Below are 15,028 nucleotides of genomic sequence, written 5' to 3'. Positions count from 1 at the left end.
AATCAATCTACACGATGAAGGGTTTATGAATGGATTCATGATGGTCATTATGAGACATGGGGGACTACAGTGCATATCGAATCCATTTTACTTGTTGTACTCCTGGGCCTGAATATTATTTTCGCTGCAGCGGTCGTTTTCTTCGAACGAAAGGATGCCAGTGCATCCTGGGCTTGGCTGCTCGTCTTGAACTTTATTCCGGTGTTCGGGTTTGTACTCTACTTATTAACAGGGCAAAACCTGACGCGCTACCGACTTTTCCAGTGGAAAGAGCGCAAGAAGCTTGGGCTTGAAGAACGTATTGCTGCCCAGCTTGCACAGCTGCAAGATAATAGAACACCTTTCCGTAATCAAGCGACAGAGAGTAGTCAGGACATGATATATATGAACCTGAAGCAAAACGATGCTCTGTTGACGGAAGACAATGCGGTCGAGATTATTACCGACGGAACAGACAAATTTCAGCGGTTGCTCGATGATATTGAGGCAGCGAAAGATCATGTTCATGTGCAATATTACATTTATAGAGGAGACCGACTCGGTAAAAGAATCCGGGATGCACTTATTCGTAAAGCGCAAGAAGGTGTCAAAGTTCGTCTGCTGTATGACGCGTTGGGATCACGGCGGGTATCCAAACGCTTTTTCAAAGAATTGCGCGAAGCAGGCGGGTTGGTTGAAGTCTTTTTCCCATCCAAATTCAGTCTGATCAACCTGCGTATGAACTACCGAAATCACCGCAAAATCGTCATCATTGATGGCAACCTTGGATATACAGGCGGGTTTAATGTAGGCGATGAATACCTCGGCTTGAATTCCAAGTTCGGTTACTGGCGCGATACTCATTTGCGTATTCAGGGTAATGCTGTTCATGCTCTTCAGACCCGTTTTCTTCTCGATTGGAATGAAGCGTCTAAGCAGCACGATACCCCATATGTTCCGGCGCATTTCCCTCATATTGAGGGCACAGGAACAACTGCTATGCAGATTGTATCCAGCGGACCGGATGCAGAGACAGAGCATATCAAGAACAGTTATCTGAAAATGATTAATGGAGCCAAACATTCGATTCTGATCCAAACACCTTATTTTATTCCAGATGCCAGTGTATTCGAAGCCATTCGTCTTGCGTGCCTGTCAGGAATCGATGTTCGCATTATGATTCCAAATAAACCGGATCACGCCTTCGTATATTGGGCTACGCTATCTTATATCGGTGAGTTGTTAAAGGTGGGAGCAACCGTGTTCATCTACGATAACGGCTTTATTCATGCCAAAACGCTCATTATCGACAGTATGGTCGCATCCGTGGGAACCGCTAATATTGATTACCGCAGCTTCCGATTGAACTTTGAGGTAAATGCATTTATGTATGACGAGGCGATTGCGACTACTCTTGTGCAGACGTTTGAGCATGATCTTCTTGTATCCCGTGAGATGACGCTGGAGGAATACAATAAACGCAGTGTGAAGATCAAATTTAAAGAAGCGATTTCTCGTCTGCTGTCTCCGATTCTGTAAATACAGTAGTTATAACAGATACAGTAAGTAGTACAGTGATTTTCGTTCCAAAAGACAAAACAAAAAGCAGGTACTTCCTTTCCAGCTATTTCTGGTGGAGGAGTACCTGCTTTTTTAGATTATATATTTACTTTCTTATAAGTTAAACGAATGACCTCTAGAGTGCTCTCCGTTATCATGTGAATGTGTTAAGTTTGATTTATAGAGTGCCCTACTCGCTGTACCTTACAATTCCCCACGCTTAAAGCCTTCGCCCAGTACTTCATGCGCATTGCTAATAATGACAAAAGCCCCCGGGTCCACGGACCGAATTAAAGCTTTCAGTCTAGGCACCTCATTCTGTCCAACGACCACCATCAGTACGGTTCGCTGATCATCGGTGTAACCACCTTTTGCCTCCAGCTTCGTCAGTCCGCGATCCAGATCATCCAGAATCACCTTCGTAATCGGTTCGGTCTGGTTGGAAATAATATAAGCTACCTTGGAGTTACCAAGCCCCATCTCGACGGCATCAATGACTTTTCCTGTAACGTATAACCCGATCAGAGCAAAGAGTGACTGCTCCAATGACAATACAAAGGCTGCCATAATAATGACCGTAGCATCCATCATCACAACGCAAAGAGAGTAACTCAGTCCGCTGTATTTCTGAACGATTCTGGCCAGAATACTCATGCCCCCTGTTGAACCTCTACCTCGGTATACAATTCCAATCCCGAGACCAACCCCAATTCCTCCATAGAGAGAACCGAGCAGTGGATTCGTTGTTGGAATGGCCCAGTCTTTCGTAAGATATACAAACAGTGGCAGTACAACGCTGCCGAGTACAGAACGTATACCATACTGCTTGCCAATCAGGAGAAAACCAGCGATCAGAAGCGGAATATTAATAGCCCACTGGGTGTATGCCGGCTCAAGTCCCAGCCAATGTTTGCCCAATATCGATAACCCGGATACCCCACCTGAAGCAATCTGATTCGGAAGTAAAAATAAATTAAAGGCCACGGCAATCAAAAACGAACCTAAAATAATGGATACGGTATCTACAACGTTTCTCCATGGGCCGTTCAGGGGAATGAGCGTGGTTAGCCTCTTCTTGCGGTTATTGTGTAACGGTTGTTGCTGTTGCATGTCATCTTGCTCTCCTTTTTTGTATATATGCTCAAAAAAAAGCCCCTGTATACACCCAGCATACGCCTACACGTATCGGGTCTATACAAGAACTTTTGATTAATCGGTATCTACTTTAATCTGGCTGCGCAAATAACCATCGATGAATCCATCGAGGTCGCCATCCATTACTGCTCCTGTGTTTCCAGTCTCCACGCTCGTACGGTGATCCTTTACCATACTATAGGGATGGAACACATAGGACCGAATCTGGCTACCCCACGCAATATCCGACTGTTCTCCTCGGATTTCGTCCAGCTGTTGTTTTTGTTCTTCAATTTTACGTTCATACAATTTGGAACGAAGCATCGTCATCGCTCGTTCACGGTTCTTAATCTGTGACCGTTCATTCTGACACGTTACAACCACACCTGTTGGAAGGTGAGTAATCCGTACGGCTGAGTCGGTGGTATTGATATGCTGTCCACCCGCGCCGCTCGCACGGTACGTATCGATTTTGAGGTCTTCTGTCCGAATGTCCAATTCAATGGTGTCATCAATCTCAGGAACCACATCACAGGATACGAAGGAAGTATGTCTGCGTCCTGAGGAGTCAAAAGGTGAGATCCGCACCAATCGGTGGACACCCTTTTCGGCTTTCAGATACCCATAAGCGTTATGCCCCTTGATGGATAACGTGACACTCTTGATGCCTGCTTCATCTCCTGCCAGATAATCCAGCACCTCAACCTTGAAGCCACGTTTCTCAGCCCAGCGTGTATACATCCGCATCAGCATCTGTCCCCAGTCCTGTGACTCGGTACCACCAGCACCCGGGTGAAGCTCCAGAATCGCATTCATCTTGTCATACGGCTGATTCAGGAGAAGCTGTAGCTCGAACGCTTCTACCTTGCTTACGATGGCTGTCACGCTGTTGCCGATCTCCACAGCCAGATCATCATCGCCTTCTTCGTCAGCCAGTTCTGACATCATGACCGCATCGTCATAATCTTGCTGCAGCTTGGTGTATTGATCCACAGATCCCTTTACCGCGTTCAGCTCAGCGATTAAAGATTGTGCCTTATCATTATCATCCCAGAAATCCGGGGCGGACATCTTCACTTCGAAGTTTTCGATCATCTCTTGCTTAAGATCTAAGTCAAAGAGACCCCCTAAGATTTGTTAGTTTCTTGCCTATTTCACGCAGGTCCTGCTTCACGCTTGGATCGATCATGTGCAATTCCTCTTTTCATTAAGATAAGCTCCCCGCATCCAGGGCATTCCTCCAGATCAAGTTTCCGATGCTTCACCTTGGAGTCTAGGTTACCTTTATGTCGGCAATCCTCTTCTCCATGCTCTTGGTCACATAGTTATAACTATGCACCAATTACAGGTTATGCATCCTTCACTTGATCATTTGGAATACCCGGCTGCAAGGAGCCGTTCATGTCATTCTATTTAAGTTGATCCAGCATTCGTTACACCTTACCACTCCAATTGCAGTAGCATCTTCCGATCGCTCTTATCCCCAGATTTTCTCGATTCCCTCTCACAAGGGAAAAATCCGGTGATAAAGGCGAACACGTAGCTTCTCCAGATTGCTTCCGCACTCTCCGTTATGGTGTAAAAAATTCAGATCCAACTTATACACAGGGTAATATAAGAGAGTCTACTCTTGACCGTGGCAGTGTTTAAACTTTTTGCCGCTGCCACATGGACAAGCATCGTTACGTCCGATTTGGTCAGACACTTTTACCGGACGTTTCTCCGTAGGTTCGCCGCTTGTCGAGATCTGACTTTCGTCAACAACTGCTTGACGCTCCTGATTGCTCTCGATTTGTGCTCTCATCACATAAGTTGCCACTTCTTCCTGAATCGAAGCGATCATCTGATGGAACATTTCGAAGCCTTCAAACTGGTACTCACGCAGTGGATCTGTACCGCCGTAGGCACGAAGGTGGATACCTTGACGCAATTGATCCATCGCATCAATATGATCCATCCATTTGCTATCTACTGCGCGAAGCACAACCACTTTCTCGAACTCACGAACCATCTCTTCACCGATTCGCTCTTCTCGTGCATTGTACTTGTTCTGAACTTTCTCAAACAGGTAGTCGATAATCTCTTCTGCTTCTTTGCCCCACAGATCATCTTTCGTTACAGAGCCTTCATCCAGCAATTTGCTGTTCATGTAGTCGGCAACTTCCTGCAGTTCCCAGTTTTCCGGAATGTCATCACTGCAATGAGCTTCTACAATACGTTCAATGGAAGGCTTGATCATATCCATAACGATCTGTTTAATATTCTCGGACTCAAGCACCTCGCGGCGCTGTTTATATATAATTTCACGTTGTTGGTTCATGACATCATCATATTGGAGAACGACTTTACGTACGTCAAAGTTATTACCTTCAACCCGTTTTTGTGCCGACTCTACCGCACGGGTAATCATCCGGCTCTCAATCGGTTGGTCTTCTTCAAAACCAAGACGCTCCATCATGTTCAGTACATTGTCTGCTCCGAAACGTCTCATCAGTTCATCACCCAGTGACAGGTAGAACTGTGTAGAACCCGGGTCACCCTGACGTCCAGCACGTCCACGCAGCTGGTTATCAATCCGGCGAGATTCATGACGCTCTGTACCGATGATATGAAGGCCGCCCACTTCAGCTACACCTTCGCCCAGGATAATATCTGTACCCCGTCCAGCCATGTTGGTTGCAATTGTTACTGCACCCGCTTGTCCGGCTCCTGTGATGATCTCAGCTTCCTCAGCGTGATATTTGGCATTCAATACCTGGTGACGGACACCACGGCGTTTCAGCATATCAGAAATACGCTCGGAGTTTTCGATGGAGACCGTACCAACCAGAACCGGTTGGTTCTTGCTGTGACGTGCAACGATTTCTTCCACAACCGCGTTGAACTTGCCATCGATGCTCTTGTACACCACATCAGCCATATCATCCCGTTTGTTCGGACGGTTGGTTGGAATCTGCAATACTTCGAGACCGTAGATTTTTTTGAATTCTTCTTCCTCGGTCTTCGCTGTACCCGTCATTCCCGCGAGCTTGCGGTACATCCGGAAATAGTTCTGGAATGTAATTGTAGCAAGAGTCATGCTCTCGTTCTGTACTTCAATGCCTTCTTTGGCTTCGATCGCTTGGTGCAATCCATCGCTATAACGACGTCCAGCCATCAGACGGCCTGTGAATTCATCGACGATCAGTACTTCTTCATCACTCACCACATAGTCAACATCACGACGCATGATTACATTGGCTTTCAATCCCTGTACGATGTGATGGTTGAGCGTAACGTTGGCATGATCATACAAGTTTTCGATACCAAATGCTTTCTCAGCTTTTGCCACACCAGCTTCAGTCAGCGCTACGGATTTCACCTTGATGTCCACCGTAAAGTCTTCTTCTGGAACCAGACGTTTCACGAAACGGTCAGCTGCATAGTACAGATCTGTCGATTTCTGAGCTTGTCCGGAAATGATCAGAGGTGTACGTGCCTCATCGACCAGAATGGAGTCCACTTCATCAATGATACAGAAGAACAATGGACGTTGTACCATCTGCTCTTTGTACAACACCATGTTGTCACGCAGATAGTCAAAGCCGAATTCATTATTGGTACCGTACGTAATATCACATGCATAAGCATGTTGTTTCAAAGCATGGTCCATACCGCTCAGGTTAACCCCTACCGTCATGCCCATGAATTCATAGATTTGTCCCATTTCCTGGCTATCCCGTTGAGCCAAATAATCATTGACTGTTACCACGTGTACACCTTTGGACGTCAATGCATTCAGGTATACCGGGAGTGTTCCTACCAGTGTCTTACCTTCACCCGTCTTCATCTCTGAAATCCGGCCTTCATGCAGGGCAATGCCTCCGAGCATCTGTACGTCATAGTGACGTTTGCCCAGTACACGGCGAGATGCCTCACGTACGGTTGCAAATGCTTCAGGAAGAAGTTCATCTGTTGTCTCTCCCTTTTCAATGCGGGCACGGAATTCATCCGTTTTGGATTTCAGTTGTTCATCAGACAGAGCCTGAAATTGTGGTTCCAGTTTATTGATCACATCGACTGTCTTCATCAGACGTTTAACATCACGTTCGTTCATGTCGCCGAAGATCTTTTTGACAAGTCCTAGCATGGTATACCCCTTTCGTGCAAAACAGAATAGACCCCCTGCTGCCGCCACGCGACACCATCGGATGGATATGCATCCACTTGCCCGGGGGTGACAAACGATATAAAAAATAATATAAATGAATCAACTCCAGGCTTGCCAAGGTTCCCTCATGAAGCTGATTCGGTATTCAACCGGATCCGGTTATTAGAAATAAGCCGAATACCGAGCCTTATGAATCATGTTCATGGTGCTGTGCCTGTCATTGATTATGATTAGCGATCATTCGTTGACAATTCCTCATCAGGACAATGATTCTCTTGCATAAATTGTAACAGTTTGTAAGGGTCGCCGCAACACGCCACGGCACACTTCTTTGAACTTCTGAAGCCTCTTCGATGGAGTTTAATTGCAAAAAATCATAGTCGTTAGCGGAAGCCCTGGATTCTATCGTTTCATTTTCCAGTTAGATAAGGCATGTTAACGAATTTTGATGGTAAATTTGGATGAAAATATCAATATAGAGAAAAAGAATATGTTTTAACGACTTCTCCGTGAGTACTTATAATTTTGCATTCACTTTGCATAGATTTGTCTCATTCCTACTATACTATTAGACGCAGTAGCATGGGAAATAGTTTCACAAACTTACTTTAGCGACTTTTTTCCAGCCCCAGTACGCGCAAAAGAGCCCCATCCCATAAAGGATGGAGGCTCTTGTTAGTTTAATCCATTACAGGAATCCAAAGTATCCCTGTCTTCATTCGTTATCAATAAGGAATCATTTTTCATTTCAATTCATTAGTTTAACCTTGTTCAATCAAACCGTATTTACCATCGTTCCGTTTGTACACAACGCTGACTTCTTCGTTCTCAATGTTGGAGAATACGAAGAAATTGTGGCCGACCATGTTCATTTGGAGGATAGCCTCTTCCACGTCCATTGGTTTCAACATAAACCGTTTCGTCCGCACCACTTCCAGGTCATCATCTTCGGTCTCCGTATCCAGTTCAGCGGTAGCCACTGTACCTGTCGGATCTTCGACGAAGAGCGTTTTCAGGCTGCCTTCCTGGCGGAACTTACGGTTAATTTTCGTTTTGTGTTTACGGATCTGACGTTCCAGCTTGTCCACCACGGAGTCAATGGAAGCGTACATATCGTCGCTCTCATCCTCGGCGCGGAGCACAATGCCTTTCAAAGGGATCGTCACCTCTACTGTATGCAAGCCTCTCGTCGTGCTCAGGGTAACAGCACCGTCAGAGTTAAGGGGTGCATCGAAATACTTCTCGAGTCTACTCAACTTTTTGTCGACATAATCCTTCAAAGCATCGGTAACCTCGATTTGTTGACCTCGAATACTTAAATTCATAGGGCACTCCTCCTTTTCCTTTGCCACTTCATTATAACACGAATGTAAGCGCCATGTAAAAACTCCCGGTGACCGAATAATGACATCTGTTCAAGCCACATCAGCCAGCATAGGCTTGCCGCCATATTTCGCGATATTTCACCATTTTGAGGCATAATCGTTAATTAACATGGATGATCTTATTAGGCGCTTGATGATGTAATTAACCGTTTCCGAGCTCCTTCAATCTATTAGGGTATACTTCATAGAAAAATAGCCCTATGGATGTTCTCTCTCCATAAGGCTACACAGTAATATATTTTCCGAACTATATTAAACACTAAAAATTTCGCTTCTTTAGCTTTTGCCTTCTACTACTGCAGTGCTTATAATTGTCCTACTCTGACTGGAAGGACTCAATCACAGCATTTCCATCCTGATACATTGCAATTTTAGCGGCTTTGACTTTCGTGCCGTCCTCCAACAATGTAATGCGGTACGGAATGGTTTTATTGCCGTTCGCCTTCACTTTGGCCCAATCCGCTGGACTCAACACACTTCCTGTAATGGAGATTTTTCCATCTACAACCGAAATGGCTTCTGCATTGAATAATACATCATACTTATCTTCGATATAATCTTTGATGTCTCCCAGGGTGCTTGGCACTTCGGCACCACTCTCATTAACTAAACCTGCTGCTAAGAACTTCGCTCCAGTTGCGGTTACTCTGGCAACGTTAAGCGTTTTTAATCCGTTCGCTGGTGCAGCTAAATGCCATTGTGCATATGCCGTAGTGTTCCCGTTGATCACGGTTGTACCGTCCACAGGTGTTCCAGTTCCATCCAATCCTGTGTTCCAACCTGCAAAAGTATACCCTTCTCTTGAAGGTGCAACTGGCAAAGTCACTGTTTTACCTGCTTCCACAGTAGCTGCAGTTGAGGCTGTACCATTTGCTCCGTTCAGATCAAAGCTCACGGTATATTGCGTTACTTCTTCTGACTGGAAGGACTCAATCACAGCATTTCCATCCTGATACATTGCAATTTTAGCGGCTTTGACTTTCGTGCCGTCCTCCAACAATGTAATGCGGTACGGAATGGTTTTATTGCCGTTCGCCTTCACTTTGGCCCAATCCGCTGGACTCAACACACTTCCTGTAATGGAGATTTTTCCATCTACAACCGAAATGGCTTCTGCATTGAATAATACATCATACTTATCTTCGATATAATCTTTGATGTCTCCCAGGGTGCTTGGCACTTCGGCACCACTCTCATTAACTAAACCTGCTGCTAGGAACTTCGCTCCAGTTTCGGTTACTCTCGCAACGTTAAGCGTTTTTAATCCGTTCGCTGGTGCGGCTAAATACCACTGTGCATATGCCGTAGTGTTCCCGTTGATCACAGTTGTACCGTCCACAGGTGCTCCACTTCCATCCGCTACTGTGTTCCAGCCTGCAAAAGCATAACCATCTCTTGTAGGTTCAGCTGGCAAAGTCACTGTTTTACCTGTTTCCACTGTAGCTGCAGTTGGAGCATTGCCATTTCCTCCGTTGAGGTTGAAAGTCACTGTATATGTCACCTTCGTTTGGTCACCGCCTCCACCTGTGGAACCACCCCCAGATCCACCACTAGAAGATCCACCACTTGATGATGAAGTTGTAGTTGTAGTAGATGGTGTGTTTACAATAATGCTACCTTTCTGGTCACCCTGGACATTGCTCGGTCTTGCATCAAAAGTAGAATTTTGAGAACCAGAATTAAGTGTTACTGTTGTAATATTGGAAGCACCCAGTAGTTTAGAGATGGCGTTCAATACCAAGTTTACAACTTGCGCACCACTGCTCAATTGGATTGTATTGTTAGCAGCTGCAGCATCAACTGTTACATCCTGAATCGAACCACTGAGCAATTTCACGGATACGGATGCGCTAAAGATATCAACGTCGTCAAATTTACCGTTCAATTGTACTGTTGCGTTGGCTGGCAGTTGTTTGGCCAATTCAACATCGGTGAAACCTTCACCGTTCAGATCGCTCTCTTCCAATTTAGCTGATGATTGAACAATAACCTTCTGGGCTTTAGTGGTACCTTCAGCTACTAGACGAACTGTACCATCCTTTTTATTAACTAAAATGTTGACCAGCACTGAATCCACGAAATGAATAGAGTTCTCACCGCCACCCTCGACGTTGGTGGTGCCGTGAACTTTTACGTTTCTAATTGTTACGTCTCCACTGCCAATACCTGCTGCGAGCAACAAGTTCCCTTTGATTTCGTAGTTCTCCAAAGTTACGCCCGGCACATTGATAATCACATCGCCATTGACAATCTTCGTCTCTTGCGAACTACCATAAGTTCCCGCTTGATCAATAGTTACAGTTTCTGCAGTAACTGTCCGGTTACTCATGGCAGAGTCAATAAGTACTACCGCTTCTGCACGTGTTAACTGTTTCTGGGCTTGGAACGTACCATCTGGATAACCCTTCATGATTTCTTTCTCAATTACTGCCGCAATGCTCCCTTGGCTCCATGCAGGGATTTTGCTTGCATCCTTGAATTGGCTGATCTCTTCGGTGTTGCTAGTGTTCAATCCAAGAATATTTGAAATCATTGTTGCAGCTTCCTGACGACTTACGTTGGAACCAGGGTGGAAGGTGTTATCCGAGTACCCTTTCACATAACCAGCATTAACTGCTTTTGCTACATCGTTATATGCCCAGTTGGACGGGGACAAATCTTTAAAATTAGCTGCGCTTGGGTCTGTGAATCCAAACATGCGATTAACCAATGTAATGAATTCGGCGCGCGTAATAGAATTATTCGGTTTTACTGAACCATCTTGATAACCTTTCAAGCTACCATTCTCAATCCAGCTTTGAATTTGTTGCTCTGCCCAGTGCCCTTGTACATCATTTACAGATTGTGCAGATACAGGACTAAGCGAAGACAATGCCATAGTCAAACTTAAAGCACTAACAACTGCTCCACGTAGTTTCTTCTTTTTACTCATGTTGTCCTCCTAAAGTCTTATGTATTATCCATCCAAAATCGTTTTAACAGGTTGTTAGCTGATTAATAGAAATCTAACAATCTGTTATATGAGTCTAATTAACTATCAAACTAGATCTATACTACCATATGTTAATAGAATTATTCTACTATATTTTAACTTTTAATAATGGTTCAGGAAGGAAACTAGTATTCTTTCCCACAAAACCTCACTATTTACAAGCCTTATCCAGCTACTCAGCGTCAAATTTGCATATTTACCCCATAGACCTTTCAGTTTTGTGCACTGATAAAAATAATACCAAGTCTGATTCCAGAATGAGCTCATAAAGTACCTCAAGTAGCATGATATAACTATTAAAAACAAGAGGTACTATAAAATCATGTTGAAATCATTTTATCCAAATAGTCTTGATGTATAGTTCTTGAGATTTGTTAGTAGTAGAATAGGAGACTGAAATTTCATTGCAAGGATAAGCCCTCTGTTTTACTTTTCTATTTTTCTAGCTTCCCTTCATAAAACTGCGCATGAGGTTTCAAACTGCTTTATGATGTTCTTCTTCCTGTGTCAATACAGATTCATTTCATCATTTAGTCATTTTCTAATAGCTTAGCGTCACTCCATAAATGCCACGACTACCACCACTCGACTTGACCTGTTTCCATACTCCCCTAAGAACATTTACTAGGTAACCCTTGTCGTATAGCGCATGAAACCCACGAGGGAGGGTTCTCTAGTTCCAGACTCAACTTTCTCTTTATCCTCTAAACTTCCAAGGGCTCACACGTTACAAAGCCTTTGCTCATCGTTTCGAGGGGAGGCTCTCTCTTGTCCTAGATAAATGTTTCTTTTTACACCTTGGCTAGGCGCAAACAAAAAAAGACCCCGGAAAAACCGGAGTCTGATGCTAGCGTTAATTCAATTGGTAACCATCTAACCATATATGTAGGTCGGATTGTCCGGATGATTATAATTTGATTACGTTAGCTGCTTGCGGTCCACGCGCGCCTTCGACGATGTCGAATTCTACGGATTGACCTTCTTCCAAAGTTTTGAATCCTTCGGATTGAATTGCGGAGAAATGTACGAATACGTCGCCGCCGTCTTCAGTTTCAATGAAACCGTAACCTTTTTCTGCGTTGAACCATTTTACTTTACCTTGCATGCACTAACATTCCCTTCGTCATCAAATGAAGTGAGGTTGTGTCAAAGACCCTTGCCCACAACTCAGATGATATCACCTAATCTTATCCATTGTCAATTGGTAAAGTAAATGTTTTCTTGGAATTTTTTGTAGATTAATTGGAGATTGTGTTGAACGTTGGTTTATTGTTAATATATCAGGTTATTAAACTAGTGATAAGTTTAATTTCGGCTATTTTCAAGATAAGATTGGTTCTTAAATAGGATTTCTATATCACCCGACTCTTCAGCTACCCGCTACGAGAAAAGTTTACATATTATAATGGTGAAAGGTTAGATCGGCATGTTAAAATTTAGTATATCCACCGAAACAATTATATTTCATTTAACAAGGAGAGATTGTAGAAATGATTCACTCACTTCGGAACCAAAAATGGATTGCTATAATTCTACTAACTATCTTTTTTTCCGGGATATTGGTATTGGCTCCATCGCAAACAAATGCTCAAGGGAATCGGATACCTGCAGAGGAATTGAAAGAAATCAGTCGGTTATCCTTCACACTTCGTGATGCCTACCAAACGCAATATACGATCTTTATTTTTGCTCAAGATGAAAAAAGCTCCACCCTAACAGAGGAAGACTTTTGGACTAACAACAATCCTGGTGACCCTACATATACAGGCACTTATCGCGCAGCATTGTTAAAAAAAGGGGCCTCCTACGGCACAGTTCAGTCCGCGGACCTCGACCTTCATTCTATTACCTTACCCCAAACCTGGCATTACACCATTAAGAGTAAGGAAAAACTTACACCAGATATGCTGTTCATCACGGAGTGGGGGTCATCCAACTTTAATTTGGCTAAACCGTTTATTATTCGATCAGGTGTATTGCAACCGTTAAAATTCGTAGATAACAAAGGCAAAAAAATAAATAATTTCTATCCTGCTGGCCGCGATAACGGCATACGGATGTTGTCTGACGCACGGATGCAGTTCAAGTTCTACAATAACACTGTGTTTAAATATGAAATAGAAACCTTCAAACTCAACATTAGTAAATTAGAATTGCGTTTAAGTGACACTCGTTATCTTAATTTTGATCAACCAACATGGCCTAACTCAGGAATCGGAGATAAAGCCTATCTCGAAAGTCTGAAGACATCTGCTGTAAAAGGTATTCTGCCGAATCAGCCCAATATCAAGCTGGGCATGACCCACAAGTCCATGCTCAATACATTAAAAAACGCTAAATTCAAGGAGAACGGCGAATGGGGAGCATATTACGTTTATTCGCAATACGCAATCGGTTTTGACTCTTACCTGCACGAACTGGACAACAGATCTAGAATCATGGTCTTCAACCTGTTCGCAGAGCAACGTAATCTCTATCCCGAAACGGTGAAGTTGTGGCTAGGTAAACCACAGAAGGAATATTTAAATGAAGCAGAAGGCGGATATGACATGATCTACAAATACGGTTCGCGTACGCTATCCTTTCATTATCCAGTAGAAGATGAACAGATTTATCTGATAACAATCTATTAGACAAAATAGCTCCGTCATTGAATAAAAAATGAATAAACTTTACGGAATTGATGTTGAAGTTGCGCTGGAAGTTTAGATCAAGAAAACGGTGCCAAATTGCTGAATTACGAACTATTGCTACTAGGCGTTCTAAGGAATTCTATGATTATATGAGAGGGTGTTAGTTTTTTGGTGATCCTAGCAAGCCGTTAATGGAGTGGCAGTGGCATTTGGATCGAAAGGTGGTCTGGGGAGTCATAGTGGGGATGCGATCAGGCAAGGTGGGATCTTATAACAAATTTTTTTGAGATTAATCCAAAATATTTGTGCAGAAGCTTAGAATTTAAATTATGAATTTACACTGAGCAAGCACATACTGTCATTAAAACATAAAGGACCCCTTTAATCTTGATAAGTTCTAATAATAAACTAGAAATTCAAGTTAAGGTAGTCCTTGTGTTTTAAGGAGTAATTGATAATATCCCACTTATTTTTTTTGATCCATCAATATACTATCCGGGGTGTATGACAATTCATATGCATGGCGTTGAGCCTTGGCCTGCCCCCTTTGCATTAACCATTCTTCCGACTCACTTTTGAGCAGAGACATTTGATTTAGAATTAATGAATCGTATTGCAGTATATGGTCTATGCGTTTCTTCTGAGAATCAGACAAAGAATTATCATTCAATAAATCTCCTATGCCGTCGACCAGTCCCTGTCGCCCTTCGACAAATTCCTCAAGTTCTTGATACGAAATCTGCGGAATTTGTCTAACTACATTTAATGTCATTAACTCCAACTCACCAATTTGTTCATCCAGTAACATGGTCTGCATTCCCTGTAGTTAATTTTGCCGCTTGGGACCATGTTTCTCTTAATTCCACTAAGTATCCCAAAGCTTCTTCAGCTGGTTGAACATTCTTTTTGATGTTAGCTTCAATTAACAAGTAATTCACATATTCGTATAAGGATGACAAATTATGAGATACATCATAAGAATAGTCCAGAGAGGCTCGCAACTCACTTACAATATCCTGAGCTTTCTTGAAAAATTCATTGGATTTTTGCACTTCTTGTCCAGTAATACCTTCTATCCCACCTTTTACAAAACGAATTGCACCATCATAGAGCATAATCAACAGTTGAGAAGGTGCGGTCTGCACGGCGGATTGTCTATACTTTTCATAAGGGGATGATATCATTTCTATTCACT

General features: G+C 43.4%; 10 protein-coding genes. 2 read left to right on the top strand and 8 right to left on the bottom strand.

Features of this window, described 5'->3' with window-relative positions:
• Positions 1-69 precede the first annotated feature (69 nt).
• On the top strand, positions 70-1,518 hold the full coding sequence (cls, locus tag AC4PM4_RS11830) for a cardiolipin synthase (protein WP_063567522.1): 1,449 nt from the start codon (positions 70-72) through the stop codon (positions 1,516-1,518).
• A gap of 225 nt (positions 1,519-1,743) precedes the next feature.
• Here cls and AC4PM4_RS11825 read toward each other — a convergent pair whose 3' ends face one another.
• The 6 genes from AC4PM4_RS11825 to AC4PM4_RS11800 form a co-directional block, all read right to left on the bottom strand.
• On the bottom strand, positions 1,744-2,649 hold the full coding sequence (locus AC4PM4_RS11825; protein WP_091001264.1) for a YitT family protein: 906 nt from the start codon (positions 2,647-2,649) through the stop codon (positions 1,744-1,746).
• A gap of 99 nt (positions 2,650-2,748) precedes the next feature.
• Positions 2,749-3,862 (bottom strand): peptide chain release factor 2 gene (prfB, locus tag AC4PM4_RS11820; protein ID WP_491613663.1). Its coding sequence is split into 2 segments (ribosomal slippage): positions 2,749-3,789 and positions 3,791-3,862, totalling 1,113 coding nucleotides; the frame shifts between segments, so codons are not numbered across the junction.
• Between the two features lie 435 nt (positions 3,863-4,297).
• Complete coding sequence (secA, locus tag AC4PM4_RS11815; RefSeq protein ID WP_063567525.1) at positions 4,298-6,802, bottom strand: preprotein translocase subunit SecA; 2,505 nt, start codon at positions 6,800-6,802, stop codon at positions 4,298-4,300.
• Positions 6,803-7,584: 782 nt separating this feature from the next.
• A complete protein-coding gene (gene hpf, locus AC4PM4_RS11810) occupies positions 7,585-8,148 on the bottom strand; it encodes a ribosome hibernation-promoting factor, HPF/YfiA family (RefSeq protein WP_072733587.1) in 564 nt (187 codons plus the stop codon).
• Positions 8,149-8,524: 376 nt separating this feature from the next.
• Positions 8,525-11,140, bottom strand: a complete 2,616-nt coding sequence (locus AC4PM4_RS11805; RefSeq protein ID WP_491613662.1) for an S-layer homology domain-containing protein — start codon at positions 11,138-11,140, stop codon at positions 8,525-8,527.
• 967 nt (positions 11,141-12,107) lie between these two features.
• Positions 12,108-12,305, bottom strand: a complete 198-nt coding sequence (locus tag AC4PM4_RS11800) for a cold shock domain-containing protein (protein WP_024631599.1) — start codon at positions 12,303-12,305, stop codon at positions 12,108-12,110.
• A 460-nt stretch (positions 12,306-12,765) separates the two neighbouring features.
• On the opposite strand from AC4PM4_RS11800, the gene AC4PM4_RS11795 reads away from it, so the two are divergent.
• Positions 12,766-13,833: a hypothetical protein gene (locus tag AC4PM4_RS11795; protein WP_491613661.1), complete on the top strand. Its 1,068-nt coding sequence runs from the start codon at positions 12,766-12,768 to the stop codon at positions 13,831-13,833.
• Between the two features lie 466 nt (positions 13,834-14,299).
• On the opposite strand, the gene AC4PM4_RS11790 is transcribed toward AC4PM4_RS11795, so the two are convergent.
• The gene (locus AC4PM4_RS11790) at positions 14,300-14,641 is read right to left on the bottom strand and encodes a hypothetical protein (RefSeq protein ID WP_465117807.1); all 342 of its coding nucleotides are present in this window, start codon (positions 14,639-14,641) and stop codon (positions 14,300-14,302) included.
• The gene (fliS, locus tag AC4PM4_RS11785) at positions 14,628-15,017 is read right to left on the bottom strand and encodes a flagellar export chaperone FliS (protein WP_465117808.1); all 390 of its coding nucleotides are present in this window, start codon (positions 15,015-15,017) and stop codon (positions 14,628-14,630) included. Before fliS ends, AC4PM4_RS11790 begins: the two co-directional genes overlap by 14 nt.
• Between the last annotated feature and the right edge of the window lie 11 nt (positions 15,018-15,028).

This window comes from Paenibacillus sp. MDV22-iso6, assembly GCF_058408365.1.
This window is presented reverse-complemented; position numbering and strand designations above follow the sequence as displayed.

Excerpts from the sequence above, each read along its gene's own strand:
- AC4PM4_RS11825 (WP_091001264.1), bottom strand. The coding sequence starts at position 2,649 with ATGCAACAGCAACAACCGTTACACAATAACCGCAAGAAGAGGCTAACC.
- secA (WP_063567525.1), bottom strand. The coding sequence starts at position 6,802 with ATGCTAGGACTTGTCAAAAAGATCTTCGGCGACATGAACGAACGTGAT.
- hpf (WP_072733587.1), bottom strand. The coding sequence starts at position 8,148 with ATGAATTTAAGTATTCGAGGTCAACAAATCGAGGTTACCGATGCTTTG.
- AC4PM4_RS11805 (WP_491613662.1), bottom strand. The coding sequence starts at position 11,140 with ATGAGTAAAAAGAAGAAACTACGTGGAGCAGTTGTTAGTGCTTTAAGT.
- AC4PM4_RS11800 (WP_024631599.1), bottom strand. The coding sequence starts at position 12,305 with ATGCAAGGTAAAGTAAAATGGTTCAACGCAGAAAAAGGTTACGGTTTC.
- AC4PM4_RS11790 (WP_465117807.1), bottom strand. The coding sequence starts at position 14,641 with ATGTTACTGGATGAACAAATTGGTGAGTTGGAGTTAATGACATTAAAT.
- fliS (WP_465117808.1), bottom strand. The coding sequence starts at position 15,017 with ATGATATCATCCCCTTATGAAAAGTATAGACAATCCGCCGTGCAGACC.